This window comes from Lichenihabitans sp. PAMC28606, assembly GCF_020616535.1.
GTDB classification, from domain to species: Bacteria; Pseudomonadota; Alphaproteobacteria; order Rhizobiales; family Beijerinckiaceae; genus Lichenihabitans; species Lichenihabitans psoromatis.
In genome coordinates this window covers 820,334-839,260 of sequence record NZ_CP085136.1, presented here as the reverse complement: position 1 = coordinate 839,260, position 18,927 = coordinate 820,334, and the positions used below count along the sequence as shown (strand labels likewise).

17 protein-coding genes are annotated in these 18,927 nt (G+C 62.2%); 11 read left to right on the top strand and 6 right to left on the bottom strand.

The window, feature by feature from the left end; genetic code table 11:
* Positions 1-5 precede the first annotated feature (5 nt).
* The 4 genes from serS (at position 6) to LGH83_RS03915 (ending at position 4,440) form a co-directional block, all read left to right on the top strand.
* Positions 6-1,301 (top strand): serine--tRNA ligase, encoded by a 1,296-nt coding sequence (gene serS, locus LGH83_RS03930; protein WP_227400696.1) that lies wholly within the window; start codon positions 6-8, stop codon positions 1,299-1,301.
* Between the two features lies 1 nt (position 1,302).
* The gene (surE, locus tag LGH83_RS03925) at positions 1,303-2,067 is read left to right on the top strand and encodes a 5'/3'-nucleotidase SurE (protein ID WP_131193834.1); all 765 of its coding nucleotides are present in this window, start codon (positions 1,303-1,305) and stop codon (positions 2,065-2,067) included.
* A 20-nt stretch (positions 2,068-2,087) separates the two neighbouring features.
* On the top strand, positions 2,088-2,795 hold the full coding sequence (locus LGH83_RS03920) for a protein-L-isoaspartate O-methyltransferase family protein (protein WP_227400695.1): 708 nt from the start codon (positions 2,088-2,090) through the stop codon (positions 2,793-2,795).
* Between the two features lie 172 nt (positions 2,796-2,967).
* On the top strand, positions 2,968-4,440 hold the full coding sequence (locus LGH83_RS03915) for a peptidoglycan DD-metalloendopeptidase family protein (protein WP_227400694.1): 1,473 nt from the start codon (positions 2,968-2,970) through the stop codon (positions 4,438-4,440).
* A gap of 196 nt (positions 4,441-4,636) precedes the next feature.
* Here the strand turns inward: LGH83_RS03915 and LGH83_RS03910 are convergent, their stop codons facing one another.
* Positions 4,637-5,509: an ATP-binding protein gene (locus LGH83_RS03910; RefSeq protein WP_227400693.1), complete on the bottom strand. Its 873-nt coding sequence runs from the start codon at positions 5,507-5,509 to the stop codon at positions 4,637-4,639.
* Positions 5,510-5,558: 49 nt separating this feature from the next.
* Positions 5,559-7,178, bottom strand: a complete 1,620-nt coding sequence (locus LGH83_RS03905; protein ID WP_227400692.1) for an adenylate/guanylate cyclase domain-containing protein — start codon at positions 7,176-7,178, stop codon at positions 5,559-5,561.
* 213 nt (positions 7,179-7,391) lie between these two features.
* Here LGH83_RS03905 and tpiA point away from each other — a divergent pair, with 213 nt between their 5' ends.
* The 7 genes from tpiA (at position 7,392) to LGH83_RS03870 (ending at position 15,039) form a co-directional block, all read left to right on the top strand.
* Entirely contained in the window at positions 7,392-8,171 is a 780-nt protein-coding gene (gene tpiA, locus LGH83_RS03900) for a triose-phosphate isomerase (protein ID WP_227400691.1), read from the top strand.
* A gap of 137 nt (positions 8,172-8,308) precedes the next feature.
* The gene (gene secG, locus LGH83_RS03895; protein WP_131117581.1) at positions 8,309-8,710 is read left to right on the top strand and encodes a preprotein translocase subunit SecG; all 402 of its coding nucleotides are present in this window, start codon (positions 8,309-8,311) and stop codon (positions 8,708-8,710) included.
* Between the two features lie 111 nt (positions 8,711-8,821).
* Positions 8,822-10,450, top strand: a complete 1,629-nt coding sequence (locus tag LGH83_RS03890; protein WP_227400690.1) for a CTP synthase — start codon at positions 8,822-8,824, stop codon at positions 10,448-10,450.
* Positions 10,451-10,459: 9 nt separating this feature from the next.
* A complete protein-coding gene (locus tag LGH83_RS03885) occupies positions 10,460-11,362 on the top strand; it encodes a VOC family protein (protein ID WP_227400689.1) in 903 nt (300 codons plus the stop codon).
* A 41-nt stretch (positions 11,363-11,403) separates the two neighbouring features.
* A complete protein-coding gene (locus LGH83_RS03880; RefSeq protein WP_227400688.1) occupies positions 11,404-13,125 on the top strand; it encodes a cation:proton antiporter in 1,722 nt (573 codons plus the stop codon).
* A 15-nt stretch (positions 13,126-13,140) separates the two neighbouring features.
* Complete coding sequence (kdsA, locus tag LGH83_RS03875; RefSeq protein WP_227400687.1) at positions 13,141-13,980, top strand: 3-deoxy-8-phosphooctulonate synthase; 840 nt, start codon at positions 13,141-13,143, stop codon at positions 13,978-13,980.
* Between the two features lie 93 nt (positions 13,981-14,073).
* Complete coding sequence (locus LGH83_RS03870) at positions 14,074-15,039, top strand: lysophospholipid acyltransferase family protein (protein ID WP_227400686.1); 966 nt, start codon at positions 14,074-14,076, stop codon at positions 15,037-15,039.
* On the opposite strand, the gene queF is transcribed toward LGH83_RS03870, so the two are convergent.
* From queF to LGH83_RS03850, 4 genes are all read right to left on the bottom strand, one after another.
* The gene (gene queF, locus LGH83_RS03865; RefSeq protein ID WP_227400685.1) at positions 15,021-15,479 is read right to left on the bottom strand and encodes a preQ(1) synthase; all 459 of its coding nucleotides are present in this window, start codon (positions 15,477-15,479) and stop codon (positions 15,021-15,023) included. The two genes, LGH83_RS03870 and queF, sit on opposite strands and share 19 nt — an antisense overlap.
* A gap of 23 nt (positions 15,480-15,502) precedes the next feature.
* Positions 15,503-16,228 carry an alanyl-tRNA editing protein gene (locus LGH83_RS03860; RefSeq protein WP_227400684.1) on the bottom strand — a complete coding sequence of 242 codons (726 nt, stop codon included), beginning with the start codon at positions 16,226-16,228 and terminating at the stop codon, positions 15,503-15,505.
* Positions 16,225-17,259 carry a cysteine synthase A gene (locus tag LGH83_RS03855; protein ID WP_227400683.1) on the bottom strand — a complete coding sequence of 345 codons (1,035 nt, stop codon included), beginning with the start codon at positions 17,257-17,259 and terminating at the stop codon, positions 16,225-16,227. Before LGH83_RS03855 ends, LGH83_RS03860 begins: the two co-directional genes overlap by 4 nt.
* Before the next feature lie 254 nt (positions 17,260-17,513).
* On the bottom strand, positions 17,514-18,659 hold the full coding sequence (locus tag LGH83_RS03850; RefSeq protein WP_413771100.1) for a class I SAM-dependent methyltransferase: 1,146 nt from the start codon (positions 18,657-18,659) through the stop codon (positions 17,514-17,516).
* Between the last annotated feature and the right edge of the window lie 268 nt (positions 18,660-18,927).

Below are 18,927 nucleotides of genomic sequence, written 5' to 3'. Positions count from 1 at the left end.
TCGCAATGTACGACATCAAGTGGATCCGCGAGAATCCCGAGGCTTTCGATCACGGCAGGGAGCTTCGAGGCCTCGATGCGCTCAGCGCGACGTTGTTGGGACTCGATGACATCCGCAAGGCGGCAATCGCGAAATCCCAATCGACTCAAGAGCGGCGTAACGCGGCCGCCAAGGAAATCGGCCAAGCCATGGGCCGCAAGGACATGGCGCGCGCCGATGACTTGAAAGCCGAGGTTGCGAGCCTGAAAGCCTCCTCGGCGACCTATGAAGCGGAGGAGCGCGAGGCGGTTGCGGCCTTGCAGACCGCCCTGCTCGAAATTCCAAATATTCCCGATGCCGACGTGCCGCGTGGTCGGGACGAACATGACAATGTCGAGATTCGTCGTCATGGCGAGCCTCGCTCGTTTCCGGACGATAGCCCTGCGCGTGAACATTTCGAGGTCGGTGAAACGCTCGGCCTCATGGATTTCGAGGCGGCCGCCAAGATGTCCGGCGCGCGATTCGTGGTGCTGCGTGGCGGCTTGGCGCGGCTCCATCGTGCCCTCGGGCAGTTCATGCTCGATCTACACACCGATCAGCACGGCTATCAGGAGATCGATCCGCCGCTGCTGGTGCGTGACGACGCGATGGTTGGCACCGCGCAATTGCCAAAATTTCGAGACGACCAGTTCCGGGCCGGCGATGAGTTGTGGCTGATTCCAACCGGCGAGGTCCCGCTCACCAATCTGGTGCGCGACAGCATCGTTGACGACAAGCAGTTGCCGATGCGGCTCACGGCATTGACCAATTGCTTTCGGGCCGAAGCAGGGTCGGCCGGACGCGACACACGCGGCATGATTCGACAGCATCAATTTACCAAGGTCGAAATGGTGTCGATCACAACACCCGAAACCTCGCGTGAGGAGCACGAGCGGATGACCGGCTGTGCCGAGGCCGTGCTGCAAAAGCTTGGCTTGCCTTACCGGGTCATGTTGCTTTGCACCGGCGACATGGGATTCGCGTCGGTGAAAACATACGATCTCGAGGTCTGGCTGCCGGGGCAGGGGAAATATCGCGAGATCTCCTCCTGCTCGGTCTGCGGCGACTTTCAGGCCCGGCGCATGGACGCGCGCTACCGTCCCGCCGGCGCGAAAGCGACGCGCTTCGTTCATACGCTGAACGGATCGGGAGTCGCGGTCGGCCGTGCGCTCGTCGCAGTTCTCGAAAATTACCAGAATCCGGACGGAAGCGTCACGGTGCCTGAGGTGTTGCGGCCCTATATGGGAGGCATCGAGGTGCTCCATCCCCTCCGAAAGGACTGACATGCGCATTCTGATCACCAACGACGACGGAATCCATGCGCCTGGTTTGGCCGTCATGGAGCGGATCGCCCGCAGCCTGACGGACGATGTCGTCGTGGTGGCGCCCGAAACGGATCAGTCGGGCGTGGCGCATTCGCTGTCGCTTTCCGATCCGTTGCGGTTGCGCGAAATCAGTCCGCAGCATTTCGCCCTGAAGGGCACGCCGACCGATTGCGTCATCATGGCCGTTAAGGCGATCCTGAAAGATCGGAGGCCCGATCTCATCCTGTCGGGTGTCAATCGCGGCCAGAATGTTGCGGAAGACGTGACCTATTCGGGCACCATCGCGGGCGCCATGGAAGGCACGCTCCTCGGCATTCCCTCGATTGCGATGAGCCAGGCCTATGGTCCCACGACCGGCCGTAAGAACCCGTTCTGGGACTGTGCCGAAGCGCATGCCCCGGCTTTGATCCGCAAATTGCTGGACGAGACCATCGCAGGCGGCACGTTGGTGAACATCAACTTCCCCGATTGCGCTCCTGATGCGGTACGCGGGGTGGCGGTGACGAAGCAGGGACAGCGCGGCAGCGATCTTGTCCATATCGACGAGCGTCAGGATGGGCGCGGCAACGCCTATTACTGGATCGGCTTCGCGCGAGATGGGGTCACGCCGGGGGAGGGGACCGATCTCGAAGCTCTGGCACGCCACGCCATCTCGATCACGCCGTTGCGGCTTGATCTGACCCATCACGCGTCTTTGCAACGGTATGCGGAAGTTTTCGCGTGAAATTCTGGCTGGCCTGAGCCATGACATGGTCGCTCCCCCCCGGCATCGTCGATCGAGACGACCCCGAGCGGAGATCGGCTGAGGCAACCGCGTCGTTTTTGCTCCGCCTGCGGGCCTCGGGCATACGGGACCTCGCGCTTTTACGCGCCATGGAAGCCGTGCCGCGCGCCATCTTCGTTCCCCACCGCTATGCCGATCTCGCGGGCCGCGACATCGCTTTGCCAATCGGATGCGGGCAGACCATGCCCGAGCCAAGTTTCGTCGCCTCTGTGCTCGAGGCACTCTCCTGTACACCGCAGTGCCGCGTGCTCGAGGTCGGTGCTGGAACGGGTTACACGACCGCGATTTTGTCGCGCCTCGTGCGGGACGTGGTGGCAATGGAACGGTTTCAGGATCTCGCGATCGAAGCCTGTGCGCGGCTCGATCGGCTTGGCATCACCAATGCGACGATCGACTGGGAGGACGGTCTCGACCCGCATCAAAAGCTGGGATCGTTCGATCGGATCGTCGTTCATGCCGGGCTCGACGAAGCGCCTTTGTCGCTGCTCGGACGATTAGCGCCGGGCGGTACCCTCATCTACGCTGAAAATCTGGCATCGACCCAAGAACGGCGGCGATCGCAAACTCTCATGCGGATCACGCTCGACCGTGATGGCGGTCCGCTCGAAACGGCCATTCGCCCCTCGCGATTGCAGGGCGCCTGCAAGGGGCGATCCGCGGTTTTGTGACGTCGGCTAGACGCGCCGATCCGCAACTCATCATGGCATTCGTGTGGCTCAAATCTTAAGGCCCACGAGATTTCGTCAAAATCGACGGTTTCGATTCATCTTAAACCGTCCCTTAACCCCCCCGGTCTTTAATCATCCTCAGTGACGACGGGTTCGTGGATGGGTTTCGCTGATGAGTAAGATTGCGCCCTTCGGGCATGGCCGCCTTGCCCTCCAATTCTGTGCCGTCGGCGCCGTGGCGGCCTTGATGGCAGGTTGCTCGACCGACTCCACACGGTTGACGGATCCGTTCTCCAATCCTTTTGCGACCGCGTCGAACGAGCCGGCTCCCGCGCCGATGCACGGCCGAACCATCCCGGCGGGTCGCTCCCCCCCTGTCATGAGCCGCGCACTCTCCGCGCCGACCTCGTCGGTCGCCGCGGCCGAGCCACTTCGTCCGCGCCTGATGACGTCGTACAATGCACCGGTCAGCCACGAGACGACGGGCTCGATCGAGCCGGCTCCTGTTCGCACGGCTTCCGGCTCGTCCTATGGCGGCTGGACCTCGTCGGGCGGCGTTGCCGTGACGGTTGGACCCGGCGAGAGCGCCGACCTGTTATCGAAGCGCTATGGTGTGCCGCCGACGGCTCTGCTGCAAACCAATGGCCTGCGGACATCGGCTGACGTCCGGCCTGGTAGCCGCATAACGATTCCTGTCTATAACGCGGTCGCAGCCGCTCAACGGCCCGAGCCTCAGGTCGCGCGGGCCGAACCGATCCGGAACGAGCCTGCCCGGAACGAGCCTGTCCGCGAAGCACGTCAGGAGCCCCAGCGCGTAACCGAGCAGCCCGCACCGCGCAAAATGGCCGATCGCAGGCTTGCCAAGGCCGAGTTGCTGAAGCCGAAAGCCGAGCGCATGGCGGCTGCGGCCGAGCGAGCACCGGCGCATGAAGCCGCTCAGGCCCGTGTCGTGGCCGCCGCGCCGCGCATCGTGTCTGAAAGAGTGACAATCGCCGAGCGGGTCAAGGCTGCGAAAGCCGAAGCGAGGACTGCCGACGCCGAGAAGAAGGCGGAAAAGACCGCTCGGACCGAGAAGGCGGAGCCTGCAACCGCGAAGATGGTTCCGGTCAAGACCGCAGCCCTCAAGGCGCTTCCTGCGACCAAGGCTCCTGCCGCCGTTCGCACGGCCTCGCTCGAAGCTGCTCCGAGCGCTCCCGCAGCGGCGAAGCAGGTTGATCCGGCGCCCACGGCCAGCGTCGCGGCTGCCGCGCCGGCAACCGATGCGTCGGGTAATCCTGAGTTCCGCTGGCCCGCCCGCGGCCGCATCATCCAGGGTTTCAAGGGTGGTAGCGGCGGCAATGACGGCATCAACATCGCGGTGCCGGAAGGCACCTCGGTCAAGGCGGCCGAGAACGGCACGGTTGCCTACGCGGGGAGCGAATTGAAGGGATACGGCAATCTCGTTCTGATCCGGCATCCGAATGGCTTCGTGACCGCCTATGCCAATAATGGCGAACTTGACGTCAAACGCGGCGATCAGGTCAAGCGCGGTCAAACGATCGCGAAATCCGGCCAATCCGGCAATGTCGCCTCGCCGCAGCTGCATTTTGAGCTGCGGAAGGGTTCGACTCCGGTCGACCCCACCAGCTATTTGGCCGGGCTTTAGCGCCCCGCCAACCCATTCGACTGAGCCCCGAGGGCCCCGTCGTCCGGCAAGCTTCCGAGGTTCCGCGAGACACGAAACCTGGGAAGCGACATGAGGCGGCAGGTCCAAGGAAAGGCCTGCCGCCTTGCTGATTCTGGCGGCCTGCCGCCTTGCTGATTCTGGCGGCCTGCCGCGCCTTCACAGCATCTTGGGCAAGCTATGACGTCGTGATCGTCATTCCGAGACGCCCTGCGAGATCTTGGATGAATTGCCATGCGGTGCGGCCCGAGCGAGCGCCGCGTGTCGTCGACCATTCCAGCGCTTCGGCCACGAGACGGTCGTCCGGAACATCCAAGCCGAATTTATCGGCATAGGCGCGGACCATCTCGAGATATTCGTCCTGCGAGCATTTGTGGAAACCGAGCCAGAGGCCGAAGCGGTCGCTCAGCGACACCTTCTCCTCCACCGCCTCGCCGGGGTTGATCGCGGTCGAGCGTTCGTTGTCCATCATGTCGCGGGGCATCAGGTGCCGCCGATTCGAGGTTGCATAAAAGAGGACATTGTCGGGTCGCCCTTCGATACCGCCTTCGAGCACCGCCTTCAACGACTTGTAGGACGTGTCGTCGCCATCGAACGACAAGTCGTCGCAAAATAAGATGAAGGCATGTGGCGCTTCACGAAGCAGGCCCATCAACACCGGTAGCGAGTCGATGTCCTCGCGATGGATCTCGATCAATTTCAGTCGACGTTTTGCGCCACTTGCGTTGATTTCCGCATGAGCGGCCTTCACCAGCGATGATTTGCCCATGCCCCGGGCGCCCCAGAGTAGCGCGTTATTGGCCGGCAAACCCTTGGCAAACCGCAGCGTGTTGTCGAGCAACTGATCGCGAACCCGGTCGATGCCGCGCAGCAGCTCGACGTCGACCTTGTTGACGCGCCGCACAGGTTGTAATTCCGACATCGACGCCGACCAGACGAACGCGTCCGCCGCATCGAAATCGGGATCGGTCGCGGCCGGAGGAGTCATGCGGTCGAGCGCGCTCGCGATGCGCTCGAGCAGCGCGAGATAAGAGGGATCGAGTGTTGGCATGGCCTCCGTCCGGCGTATTGCGCCTTGAAGATGTGACCGCTTTAGAGCGTCAGCGGATCAAATACGTTTCCATGATGCCTTTGCCCTTGATGCTCATGGGGGGCAAGGCCTCATAGGTGTAGCGCGCGCCGAGGACGTCGCGCGTTGCCTGCGTGATGTGAACGCGCCCCGGCGTGCCGTAGCGCTCCATCCGGCTTGCCGTATTCACCGTGTCGCCCCACACATCGTAGACGAATTTGTGGGTGCCGATGATGCCGGCGACGACGGGACCAGTGTGCATGCCGAGCCGCACGTTCAACGGCTCGCCAGCGGAGCGGCTCGCCGCCGCCACGACGGCGGGCATTTCCAAGGCCATCGCGGCCACCAGCGCGGCATGGTCCGGCAGCTCCTGCGGGAGACCGCCAGCCACCATATAGGCGTCGCCGATCGTCTTGATCTTTTCCAATCCGTTCAGCGCGGCCAAGCGGTCAAATTCGGAGAAGATGCCGTTGAGGAGATCCAGCGTCTCGCCCGGGCTGAGCCGCGAGGCAAGCGCCGTGAAGCCGACGAGGTCGCAAAACAGGATCGAGACGTCGGCATAATGGTCCGCGATCACGGTTTCGCCGGCCCGCAGTCGATCCACCACCGACGCCGGCAACACGTTGCGAAGGAGGTTTTCCGAGCGCTCACGTTCGGCTTGGAGCCGCTCGGTGATGGCGGCCTCGCGCTCCCGCAGCAGCTTTCGTTCAAGCGCTGCGTTGATGCGGGCTTGCAGCAGCACGGGGTTGAGCGGCTTCGAGAGAAAATCGTCCGCTCCAGCCTCGATGCAGCGAACGGCACCATCGACCTCGTCCATGGCCGAGATCATCACGACCGGGAGTTGCCGCGTCGCGCTGTCGGAACGAAGCTGCCGCAAGACGTCGATGCCATTCATCCCGGGCATGATGAGATCGAGAAGAACGAGGTCGAACGGCTCGCTCTTCAGCTTGGCGAGTGCGCCTTCGCCAGAATCGCATAACTCGACGGAATGCCCGTCGCGGGTGAGACGGCGCGAGAGAAGATCGAGGTTGGAAACATTATCGTCGACCACCAAGATGCGACCGACGGTCTTCGGCTGCAAAACGTGCTGGTCGAACAACACGGCACGGATTGCCTCGACAGCCTGTTGCAGCTTCGGCGGCTCTGCTGGCGTTTCCTCGACGGTCGTCGGCGTCAACCCTTGCCCCCGCAGCAGGTGCATCATGCCATCGATCTGCCCCAGCAAGCGGCGGGACGCGTCGACCATGCCGTCGATCGTGCCGCAAAAGGCGTCGTCTCCGTTGTCACGCGCTTCCTCGCTCAGCAACTCGCCGTAACCGAGGATCGCCGTGATCGGCGTGCGGAGATCGTGGCGCAGCTTGCTCGACATGGCTTCGATCTCGCGTCCCGCGAGAGGCAAGCCTTCGTGCACGCCATCGAGAAGGCCAACCACCATTTGGTCGAGCCGGTCGCTCGCGACTTTGATCTTGGCGAGGTCAGAGAGATAGTGATCCATCCCGTCTCGGTGGGCATCCTCGATCAGGAGATCGACAAAGCCCGCGACGACGTGGACAGGTGCCTCGAATTCCGCCCTGACGAACGAGGCCAGCGCGCGCGCCATTTGATCGGTTTCGAGTGTGTCGCTCTTGGGCGCTGGTGTCTGCAGAAGCATATCGTCTCGATCGTCAAAATCCGGGCGGCCGCGCCTCGGAGGCATGATGCTTGTACGATAGCCGTCGACAATCCAACCGCGTCATCCGTCGACGGACCGAATCGATCAGTCCGTTATGTTGCACTCTTGCGGGCGGCTTGCGAGCCGGATAGCTGCTGTTTGCATAAAGTTGCGTTGCGTCGGACCAAGCCGCTGTGATCGCGGCCAAGAATCATGACGGAGGATCAGGACGGAACCATGGCGATCTCGCGCAACGCACTCGTGGCCGGAAATTGGAAGATGAACGGCGTTTCGGCGTCCTTGGCGGAGCTGAAGGCGATCGCCGAGGGGGTTGCCGGAGGTGCCGCCGGGACCGCTGCTTGTGCCATCTGCCTGCCCGCGACGCTGTTGGCGCGTGGCGCCGAAATCGCGGGTCAGCATCTTCTCGTCGGCGGCCAGGACTGCTCTGCCGAGACGTTCGGCGCCCACACGGGTGATCTCGCGGCTGAGATGCTCCGCGACTCGGGCGCGAGCTTGGTGATCGTCGGGCATTCCGAGCGTCGTGCCGACCATGGTGAGACCAACACCGTGGTTCGTGCCAAGGCGGAAGCGGCATATCGCGCCGGCCTGACCGCAATCATCTGCGTCGGCGAGACCCGTCCGCAGCGCGACGCGGGCCACGCTCTCGAGATCTGCGGCGCACAACTCGAAGGCTCGTTGCCGCCCGGCGCCACACTTGACAACACCATCCTGGCCTACGAACCGGTGTGGGCGATCGGCACAGGGCTTGTCCCGACGGTCGATGACGTTGCGGCGATGCATGCCTTCTTCCGCGCCCAGCTCAAAGCGTTGCTGCCGCACGGAGGTGACGCGCTTCGCATTCTCTATGGCGGATCGGTGAAGCCCGATAATGCCGAGAACCTGATGCGGATCGATAATGTGGATGGCGCGCTCATCGGCGGCGCGAGCCTCAAGGCAAAAGATTTTCTGGCCATCGCCTCGGTCTATGCCTGATGGGCGCGCAGCCGGCTTCGGCTCGGAATTGTTTGCTTAGCGGGTGCCATCGTGTAAAACCCGCGCCGACACCTCCGTCATCGTAACGGGGCGCTTCGTGCGTCCGTTGCGGGCAGGCCTGCGTTTCGAGCTCCTTCATGCAAACCGTTTTGATCGTGTTTCATCTGATGATCGTTGTGGCGTTGGTCGCCAGCGTCCTTCTGCAACGGTCCGAAGGTGGCGCGCTCGGGGTCGGTGGGGGCGGGGGCTTCATGACCGGCCGCGGACAGGCGAATGCCTTGACGCGCGCGACCGCGATCCTGGCCGGTTTGTTTTTTGTCACCAGCTTATCGCTCTCGATCATCGCGAGCTACAACCGCGCCCCTAAATCAATCCTCGACACGGCCGTTCCGGCGGGTGTCACGACGACTGCTCCGGTTCAGGGCGGTACCCCGCTTGACCAGTTGAAGCGGCTCGAGCAGCAACGTAATTCGACCGCGCCCGCGGCTCCCACCGCGCCGGCCGTTCCGGCCACGCCTGAGGCGCCGAAGTCGCAATAAGCGACCCTCGTTTCGTTCTTCGGCCGAACGGCTGGGGTCATGGCTGCCCTGCGCGGCCCCGTGCGGTTTATTCTCGTCAAACCGCTGAAAACTGGATAAGCGTGATCTCCCATGGCGCGGTATATTTTCATCACCGGCGGCGTGGTCTCTTCCCTCGGAAAAGGCCTTGCGGCCGCGGCACTCGGTGCTTTGCTGCAGGCTCGTGGTTACACGGTCCGGCTTCGGAAACTTGACCCCTATCTGAACGTCGATCCAGGTACGATGAGCCCTTACCAGCATGGTGAGGTCTTCGTGACGGATGACGGGGCCGAAACCGACCTCGATCTCGGCCATTACGAGCGGTTTACCGGTCGCCCTGCGACGCGAGACGACAACACGACCGCGGGTCGCATCTACCAGGAGATCATCGCCAAGGAGCGGCGCGGTGACTTCCTCGGGGGCACGGTTCAGGTCATTCCGCATGTGACCGGCGCCATCAAAGATTTCGTGCTCGACGGCAACGAGGGCGTCGATTTCATCCTGGTCGAGATCGGCGGCACGGTCGGTGACATCGAAGGGCTGCCGTTCTTCGAGGCGATCCGGCAGCTCGGCAACGATCTGCCGCGTGGTCATGCGGTTTACGTCCATCTGACGCTACTGCCCTACATCCCGAGTGCCGGCGAATTGAAAACCAAGCCGACTCAGCATTCGGTGAAAGAGTTGCGGTCGATCGGCATCCAGCCCGATATTTTGCTCTGCCGGACCGATCGCACCATCCCGAGCGAGGAGCGCCGCAAGCTCGGCCTGTTCTGTAATGTGCGTGAAGATGCGGTCATCGAGGCGCGCGACGTCGAGTCGATCTATGACGTGCCGCGTGGCTATCATTCGGCGGGGCTCGACCGTGCGGTGCTGACGGCCTTCGGCATCGAGCCGGCGCCGAAGCCGAATATGACGCGCTGGAATGCCGTGATGGAGCGGGTCAAGAACCCCGAAGGCGAAGTCACGATCGCGATCGTCGGCAAATATACCGGCATGAAGGACGCTTATAAATCGTTGCACGAGGCACTTGTGCACGGCGGTCTTGCGAACCGCGTCGAGGTCAAGTTCGAGTGGATCGAGGCCGAGGTATTCGAGGGGAACGATCCCGCGACGCGGCTCGATCATGTCCACGGCATTCTGGTCCCAGGTGGTTTCGGACAGCGCGGCGCGGAGGGGAAGATCCGTGCGGCGCAGTTCGCGCGGGAGCGGAAAGTGCCCTATTTTGGCATCTGCTTCGGCATGCAGATGGCCGTGATCGAGGCGGCCCGAAGCCTCGGCGGCGTTCCGGATGCCAATTCGACGGAATTCGGCCCCTGTGCCGAACCGGTCGTCGGGTTGATGACCGAGTGGATGCGGGGCAACGAACTCGAGCGCCGCGTCCACGAGGGAGACCTCGGCGGGACCATGCGGCTCGGAGCCTTCAAGGCTGAATTGCGTGAGGGGTCCAAAATCGCCGCGATCTATGGCTCGCAGGAGATTTCGGAACGCCATCGCCATCGCTACGAGGTCAATACGGCGTATCGCGAGCGGCTGGAACAGCATGGCATGTCATTCGCCGGCATGTCGCCCGACGGTTTGCTGCCCGAGACGATCGAGCTTGTCGACCACCCCTGGTTCATCGGGGTTCAATATCACCCTGAATTGAAATCGAGACCGTTCGCGCCGCATCCGCTGTTCGCCAGCTTCATCGCAGCCGCGCTCGAACAATCCCGTCTCGTCTGAGGCGGCGCGATGGTCCGCGCGCTCGATCATGTGGTCTGGCCCTGCCGTGATCTCGGCGCCGAGGCAAGGCGGTTCGAGGCGTTGGGCTTCACGGTCGGTCGGCGAAACCGCCACCCTTGGGGTACAGAGAACCACATCGTCCAAGTGCCGGGCGCTTTCATCGAGCTGATCGGGCTCGCGCCGGATGCGGAGCCTGTGTCGCCTGAGGCGGACGCATTTCGCTTTGCGGGCTTCCTCAACGGTGCGATGACCTCGAGAGATCCATCCGGCATGCTGGTGTTAGGCTCAGCCAATGCTGGCGCAGATGCGGAACGCTTCGCCGAATTGGGCATCGGCACCAAGCACCGGCTCGACTTCGCTCGCGATGCGGCAGCGGCGGACGGTTCGATCAAGCGCGTCGCGTTCAGCCTCGCTTTCGCCGAAGCGCCATCAATGCCGGATATCGGCTTCTTCGTCTGCCAGCAGCACTATCCAGAGAATTTTTGGAACCCAGCCGCTCAACGCCATGCCAACGGCGTAACCGGCATCAGCGGGGTCATCCTTGTGGCGGATCATCCCGCCGACCATGCGACTTTTCTCGGCGCCTTCTCCGATCACTCGGTCGCGGCCGGGCGGGATGCGGGTCTGCTGATTCCGATCGGCGGCAGTCGTCTCGAGGTGGTGACACCCGACGCGTTTCAGGATCGCTTCGGCGATACGCTCTCACGTCGATCGCGTCAGGCCGGATTTCGGCCTTTTCTCGCAGCCGTATGCTGTGCAACATCCCCACTCGAAGCAAGCTCCGATCAGATCGCGCCAGCCCGAGCGGTTGCGTGTCGGGACGGTTGGGCGATCGAGGCCGTCGAGTCCGGGGGGATCACACTGGTGCTCGAGCCTTCGTCCCATGAGGGACGATCGGCTTCGACCTCGTGAAGACAGGGCATCCAGTCGGTTGATGCTGATGTGGGGGTGCGATGAATGATCTTTTGTTCGACATGGCGCTCTGCACCGTTACGGCTTGGACGCTCGGCGTTGCGGCGCAACTGATCGGTCAACCCGTGATCCTGGCCTATCTGGTCGGGGGATTTCTACTCGGGCCTTCTGGTCTTCACTTCGTTCGCTCACAGGAAACGATCGGGGTCATCTCCGAACTGGGGCTGATTTTTCTGCTCTTCATGATCGGGCTGGAAATCGACCTGAAGAAGATTATCCGCTCCGGCCGGGTCATCATCGTCAGCGCGGCAGCGCAAATCGTCGGGTGTTGCGCGCTCGGCGTCGCGTTTTTCGTCATGTTGGGTTTGCCGCTTGGCGGCGGCCACTGGGATGCACTCTATCTTGGCGTCGCGGCATCGCTCAGCAGCACGGTCATCATCGTCAAGGTGCTCTACGACAAGCGAGAACTCGATACGTTGCCGGGCCGCGTCACGCTCGGTATCCTGGTGCTTCAGGATCTCTTCGTCATCCTGTTCCTCGCCATTCAGCCGAGCCTCAACGATCTGCGGATCAGCGTCCTCCTGATCTCGCTGGCGCGCGTTGGGGCGTTGGTGGCCACGGCCTTGCTGGTCAGCCGCTACGTGCTGCCGTTTTTGTTCTACCGCATTGCCCGATTGCCCGAGCTCGTTCTGGTCGGCGCGCTTGCTTGGTGCCTGTTCACCAGCGAATTGGCCGAATATCTGCACCTCTCGCGCGAGATGGGGGCTCTTGTGGCCGGGGTGTCGCTGTCGACCTTCCCCTATGCGCTCGACGTGGCCGCGAAGGTTACGAGCCTGCGGGACTTTTTCGTAACCCTGTTTTTCGTCGGGGTCGGCATGACCATTCCGATTCCGACGATGAGCATGCTCGGCCTCGCCTTCGCTCTCGGCGCCTTCACGATCCTGAGCCGTTTCCTGACAACGTTCCCGCCGCTCTATGCCCTTCGCCAGGGCTTACGTGCCAGCCTGCTGCCGGCCATCAATCTCAGTCAACTCAGCGAGTTTTCACTGGTTCTTCTGCAGATCGGCGTGGTCTCGGGTCACATCGGCAATGACGCCAAGGCCGCCACGTCGTTCACCTTCGTGGTTCTGGCTGCGATCAGCACATTCGCGATGGGGCGCAGCAATGCGATCGTTCGGACGCTCGTGCCGCTCCTCAAGCGCGTCGGATTGAGGGATCTCGATCAGGTTGGGCCGCGCGATGCCGAGACGACGCAGCATGGTGGCGCGCGTATCATGCTGCTTGGCTTTTTCAGAACCGCGAGCTCGTTGATCGCCGATCTTGAGGCGCGTAACTCCGCGACACTAAAAGACATCGCCGTGATCGACTTCAACCCGGTCGTCTTTCAAAAGCTCAGCGCGAGCGGCATCAAGGTGATCTATGGCGATATCGGCCAGCGCGAAACGCTTGTGCACGCCGGGGTGGGCGAGGCCGAAGTTCTGATCTGCAGCGTGCCGGACTTCCTCTTGAAGGGGACGACGAACGAGCGGCTTGTGCGGCAATTACGCGCCATCAATCCTAAAGCCGTGATCGTCGCACCGGCGGACCTTTTGAGCGATGTCGAAGACCTCTACGCGGCCGGCGCCGACTACGTCCTCGTGTCGCGCATGACTGAGTCGACGGAGCTCTGCGAAATCCTTGAAACCATCGATGTCGGATTGCTGGATGAAAAGCGCGGACATCTCGACCTTCGTTTGAGAGATCGCCATGAAGTGCTTGCGTAAAAAGAGGAATCTTCGATGAATAGGATCGTTGCCGGTCAGGGTCCCCGGGCGGTGGCTTTCGGCAATCATCTGCCGCTGGCCCTGATCGCTGGGCCGTGCGCGATGGAAAGCCGCGCTCACGCGCTCGACATGGCCGAGGCGCTGGTCGCCATCACGGACGATCTCGGGATCGGCCTCGTGTTCAAGGCGTCGTTCGACAAAGCCAATCGGACCGCGTCGAGCAGTGCGCGCGGCGTCGGTCTCCACGAGGCTTTGCCCGTGTTTGCCGAGATCAAGGAACGTTTTGGTGTGCCGGTCCTGACCGACATCCACGCGGCCGATCAATGCGCGCCCGTCGCCGAAGTCGTCGATATCCTGCAGATCCCAGCATTTCTGTGCAGACAGACGGACCTGCTCGTCGCGGCAGCCAAGACGGGCCGAATCGTCAATGTCAAAAAAGGCCAGTTTCTCGCGCCGTGGGACATGAAAAACGTCGTGGCGAAGATCAGGGATGCCGGCAACGACGCCGTGATGGTGACCGAACGCGGTGCGAGTTTCGGCTACAACACCCTGGTGTCCGACATGCGCTCGCTGCCGATCATGGCGCGCAGCACGGCGGCGCCGGTCATCTTCGACGCCACCCATTCCGTGCAACAACCCGGTGGGCAGGGCACGACCTCCGGAGGCGAGCGCGAGTTTGTCCCGGTGCTGGCGCGCGCCGCCGTCGCGGTCGGTGTGGCCGGGGTCTTCATCGAAACGCATGACCGGCCGGACCAAGCCCTGTCGGATGGACCCAACATGGTGCCGCTCAGCGAGATGCGGGCGCTGCTCGAAACCCTCAAGGCCTTTGACGTTCTGGCCAAACGGGTGCAATGACATCGCCGTAGGCTGCGCGTCTGCGCGGTCGTCTCAGCCAACAGGCACGGGCAGGTCACAATGTCGTCATCTCACGACGTCATGGTTGGGACTATGGACGATCTGATTTTCAGCTATGCTGATCCGGATGCTTCGGCGATGAAGCGCAAGATCATCCGTATGGTCGAGGCCGCGACCGGCCAGCGCAAGCTCAAGCAGCTTTATCTCGAACATCGGCGGTATCCTGTCGCGAGCGAGAGCTTTTTCAATTCGGCAGTCCGCCGACTGGCGCTCGATGTTCAATTTTCGCCTGCGGCACTGGCGTCTATTCCGAAAACCGGACCGCTCGTGGTCGTGGCGAACCACCCTTACGGCGTGCTCGACGGGATCGTGATTTCGTGGCTCATCGAGAAGGTCCGCAACGACTTTCTGGTTTTGACCAATGCGGTCCTGCTCCGCGCACCCGAGGTTCAGTCCTTCGTGCTCCCGGTCGACTTCTCGCCGACCGAAGAGGCGTTGCAAACCAACCTGAAATCCCGGGCTGCGGCTCGCGATCATCTCGAAAAGGGAGGCTGCGTCGTCATCTTCCCAGCCGGGGGGGTATCGACCGCGCCGGATCGGCTTGGGCGACATCCTGCCATCGACGCGCCCTGGCAGCCGTTTACGTCGCAGCTCGTTCACCGCGGCAAGGCCACTGTCGTGCCGATCTGCTTCATGGGACAAAACAGCCGCATCTTCCAGATTGCCAGCCATCTCAGCGCGACGCTGCGCCTGTCGTTGATCTTTCGCGAGGTCAAGAACCGGATCGGAACCTCAATGGCGGTTGCGATTGGCGCACCCATTCCTTACGCGGACCTGGTCGGCATCAAGGATCGCCAAACGTTGGCGGACGCGCTTCGTGCCAAAACCTATGCGCTGCAGGCCGATGCCAGCGCGATGGCGCATATTGCGCCGCGGCGGCCGAAGATACTCCGCGGCTTTGCGGACCGGCTTCGCGGCTTGCCGACGCAGCGCCACAAGCTTCGCCGGCCAGCTTGGGCTCGCAAACTCGGGCGCGTGTCTCAGCCCCGCCCGCGATAGGTCGGCACGCCCTGGTCGGGCAACCAAAGGCCTTCGGGCGGAACGCCCGTTTGCCAAAGGACATCGATCGGGATGCCGCCGCGCGGGTACCAGTAGCCGCCGATCCGTAGCCAGACGGGATCGAGCCGTTCGACCAAGGTTTTGCCGATCCCCACGGTGCAATCCTCGTGAAACGCGCCGTGGTTGCGGAACGAGGTCAAGTACAGCTTCAGCGATTTCGACTCGACCAGCCAATCCCGCGGGACGTAATCGATCACGAGATGGGCGAAATCGGGCTGGCCCGTGACCGGACAAAGTGATGTGAATTCCGGCACCGTGAAGCGCGCGAGATAAAGCGTACCGACATGTGGGTTCGGCACCCGATCCAGGGTTGCGTCCGCAGGTGAAGCGGGGGCCGAGACGGCATGACCGAGTTGGGTCGTTTCGATGGGAGTCGTCATTCGATCATCCAGAACGTCGCGGTCTAAGCGGAGGGGCTTTGAAGAGCGATCCGCACACGGCGGTTCTGTTTGCCCTTTTTCTCAATGGCGGTCACGGCGACAGGCCCGATCTCGCGCGTGTTCCCCACATGGGTGCCGCCACAAGGCTGGAGGTCGATGTCGCCGATCTTGACGAGGCGAACGCGCCCCGAGCCTGTCGGCGGTTTCACCGACATGGTCTTGACGAGGCCAGGATTGGCCGCAAGCTCCTGGTCGGTGATCCAGGTCATGGTCACATCCGCGTTCCTGGCGATGAGCGCATTCAGATCGTCCGTGATGGCGTCACGGTCCGGGCCGCCCGGCGGCATGTCGAAGTCGAGCCGTCCCTCGCCATCGCCGATCGAGCCGCCCGTGACCGGGTAGGGCAGCACGGCCGTCAGCAGATGAAGAGCCGTATGGATCCGCATGCGCCCATGCCGGGTCGGCCAATCGAGATCGAGCCGCACGGTTTCGCCGATCGTCAACACCGCAACATGGGTTGGATCGATACGATGCAGGACAGTGCTTTTGTCCTCGCCATAAACCGTATCGAGAATGGCGATATTTTCGCCTTGTCGCGTCGTCAACGTGCCGCGATCACCTAGCTGACCGCCGCCCTGCGCGTAGAAGACCGTTTGATCGAGCACGATGGCGCCATCCTGGCCGATCGCCAAGATGGTCGCCTCGCAGTGGCGTTGCTCGGCATCGTCGCGGAATAGTAACCGCGTCACCGGAGATCCTCGCTTGTGACGCTCGGCGCGCGTTCGAGCCAGCCAGGAACCTGCAAGCCTTTGCTCCGCAGGAAGTCGGGATTGTAAAGTTTCGAGGCGTAGCGAAAGCCCGAATCGCACAGGATCGTCACGATCGTGTGTCCGGGTCCAAGTGTCTTGCCGAGCCGTATTGCCCCCGCGACGTTGATGCCGGACGATCCCCCGAGCAGGAGGCCCTCGTGCTCCGCCAAATCGAACACGATCTCGAGCGCCTCGGCATCGGTGATTTGATAGGCTTGGTCGACGATCGCGCCTTGGAGGTTGGGAGTAATGCGGTTTTGGCCGATGCCCTCCGTGATCGATGAGCCTTCGGCGCGCAATTGCCCGGTCGTGTAGTAATCGTAGAGGGCGGCGCCCATCGGGTCCGCGAGGCCGATTTGGATAGCCGGGTTTTTGGCTTTGAGCGCCATGCTGACGCCGGCCAGCGTTCCGCCGGTACCGACCGCACAGATGAAACCATCGACCTGTCCAAGCGTCGCGGCCCATATTTCAGGTGCGGTGGTCTCGAAATGTCCCCGGCGATTGGCGAGATTGTCGAATTGATTGGCCCAGACTGCCCCGTGTTCACGGGTTTGGTCGAGCCGATCGGCAAGCCGGCCAGACACTTTGACGTAATTATCCGGATTGGCATAGGGCACCGCCGGAACTTCGATGAGTTCCGCGCCCGACAAGCGAAGCACGTCCTTCTTTTCCTGGCTTTGCGTGTTGGGGATGACGATTACGGTTTTGTAGCCGAGCGCGCTGGCGACGAGCGCCAGTCCAATGCCGGTATTGCCCGCCGTTCCCTCCACGATGGTGCCGCCGGGCTTCAAGCTGCCGGTCGCGACCGCATCCTGGACCATGGCGAGGGCGGCGCGATCCTTCACCGAACCGCCCGGATTCATGAATTCGGCTTTGCCGAGAATCGTACAATCCGTCATCTCGGACGCACGCTGCAGCTTGATCAAAGGCGTGTTGCCGATGGCGTCGATGACGGTGCTGGTGATGCTCATGGGTGATGCACGCTCCTGTAGACGCGTCGTGAGAGACCGCAAGTGTCCCGCGCGTCTGAAAGGCTTGATCGTCGAAAACGCAGGTCTGTCCCTCATCTGATATGATCGGTCTACGTCGGCCTTCTTATAAAAAGGTCCGGCTCAGACAGCAGCGCAGATCCGGCGATGAACCGCGAACCTAAGGTCCGCGTCACGCGATCGCAAGCGCTCTCCGCACGGTCGTCAGGTCGTTATCGAGGACAGCGATACGGACCTCACGCGGTTTTTGCGAAGACCATCTGTCGGACGTCGATCAACTCGCTCAGAAAGCCGGCCTCGCAATAGGCCAGATAATATTCCCAAAGGCGCCGGAAGTGCTCGTCGAAGCCCTGCGACAACAGCCCCGGCCAGGCCGCGCGAAAGCTTGTGCGCCACAGCGAGAGCGTCTTGGCATAATCGTGGCCGAACACGCGCTCGGTCGATAGGCGAAATCCATGTGCGGTACCGAGTTCGCGCATGATCGACGGGCTGGGCAGCATGCCGCCGGGAAACACGTATTTGCGAATGAAATCCATCTCTCGTCTGTAGCTCGCGAAAAGTGAATCGCGGATCGTGATGACTTGAAGACCCGCGAGCCCATTGGGCTTCAGGCGGTCCGCCAATTGGGTGAAGTAGCTTGGCCAATAGGCCTCACCAACCGCTTCGAACATCTCGATCGACGCGATCCGATCGTACGTGCCGCGCTCATCGCGATAGTCGAGCAGCTTGATCTCGACCTTGTCGTTCAAACCCGCGTCGAAGATGCGCCGCTGGGCGAAATCATGCTGGGCTTGGCTGATGGTCAGGCCCGTGACGCGGCATCCGATCGACTTGGCGGCAAACTCGGCAAAGCCACCCCAGCCGCATCCAATCTCGAGGATATGGTGGCCTGGATCGATCCCGACCTGATCGGCGAGATTCCGATATTTTACTTCCTGCGCGGCCGACAGGTCCATCGCGGAGTGCCCCGACGCGTCCTCGAACAAGGCCGACGAATAGGTCATGCTCTTATCGAGCCATGAGGAATAAAAAGCATTGCCGAGATCGTAATGCGCGAAGATATTGCGCTTCGATCCTGCTTTAGTGTTCCGGTTTCGCCAGTGACCGTAAGCCTGGATAATCCTGACGATCGGATGCGCGCCGAGCTTTTCGATTATCGGACGATTAAGGCAGAAGAGTTCCAGAAACCGGGTGAGGTTGGGGCTCTCCCATTCGCCATGGAGAAACGATTCGGCGATGCCGATGTCGCCACCGCCGATCAACCGCTTCGCGAAATTGGCGTCCTTGATCGTCATGACGGCAGCGGGGCCAGGAACGCGCCCGCCAAAGCGGAACGATTGACCATCCGGCATGACCACATCGAGAATTCCCACCTCCAGCAATCGCGCGAGATCCAGTGCGTTTCTGGCAGAGCGGGGGTAATGGCGAGCACGCGTCGCGATATCGTGTGCTGTGGATATCTGGGGTTGAGCCTCAGCTTCAGTGGGCGCAGTCGACTCGGCATCTTCTGATTGGTGAAGAGGTGAACGCCGATCGTTCGTGGATTCGTTCATCGTCGCGTGGTGCTCGCATCCTAGCTGGATAGTCGGCTTCGACCTTCCTCCAATATGCCGCTCAATTGCCACGTTTCAAGCCAGCGCAAGGAACGGG

Bases quoted from the DNA above. Each gene is read 5' to 3' on its own strand.
- serS (WP_227400696.1), top strand. From the start codon at position 6: ATGTACGACATCAAGTGGATCCGCGAGAATCCCGAGGCTTTCGATCAC.
- surE (WP_131193834.1), top strand. From the start codon at position 1,303: ATGCGCATTCTGATCACCAACGACGACGGAATCCATGCGCCTGGTTTG.
- LGH83_RS03920 (WP_227400695.1), top strand. From the start codon at position 2,088: ATGACATGGTCGCTCCCCCCCGGCATCGTCGATCGAGACGACCCCGAG.
- LGH83_RS03915 (WP_227400694.1), top strand. From the start codon at position 2,968: ATGAGTAAGATTGCGCCCTTCGGGCATGGCCGCCTTGCCCTCCAATTC.
- LGH83_RS03910 (WP_227400693.1), bottom strand. From the start codon at position 5,509: ATGCCAACACTCGATCCCTCTTATCTCGCGCTGCTCGAGCGCATCGCG.
- LGH83_RS03905 (WP_227400692.1), bottom strand. From the start codon at position 7,178: ATGCTTCTGCAGACACCAGCGCCCAAGAGCGACACACTCGAAACCGAT.
- tpiA (WP_227400691.1), top strand. From the start codon at position 7,392: ATGACGGAGGATCAGGACGGAACCATGGCGATCTCGCGCAACGCACTC.
- secG (WP_131117581.1), top strand. From the start codon at position 8,309: ATGCAAACCGTTTTGATCGTGTTTCATCTGATGATCGTTGTGGCGTTG.
- LGH83_RS03890 (WP_227400690.1), top strand. From the start codon at position 8,822: ATGGCGCGGTATATTTTCATCACCGGCGGCGTGGTCTCTTCCCTCGGA.
- LGH83_RS03885 (WP_227400689.1), top strand. From the start codon at position 10,460: ATGGTCCGCGCGCTCGATCATGTGGTCTGGCCCTGCCGTGATCTCGGC.
- LGH83_RS03880 (WP_227400688.1), top strand. From the start codon at position 11,404: ATGAATGATCTTTTGTTCGACATGGCGCTCTGCACCGTTACGGCTTGG.
- kdsA (WP_227400687.1), top strand. From the start codon at position 13,141: ATGAATAGGATCGTTGCCGGTCAGGGTCCCCGGGCGGTGGCTTTCGGC.
- LGH83_RS03870 (WP_227400686.1), top strand. From the start codon at position 14,074: ATGGACGATCTGATTTTCAGCTATGCTGATCCGGATGCTTCGGCGATG.
- queF (WP_227400685.1), bottom strand. From the start codon at position 15,479: ATGACGACTCCCATCGAAACGACCCAACTCGGTCATGCCGTCTCGGCC.
- LGH83_RS03855 (WP_227400683.1), bottom strand. From the start codon at position 17,259: ATGAGCATCACCAGCACCGTCATCGACGCCATCGGCAACACGCCTTTG.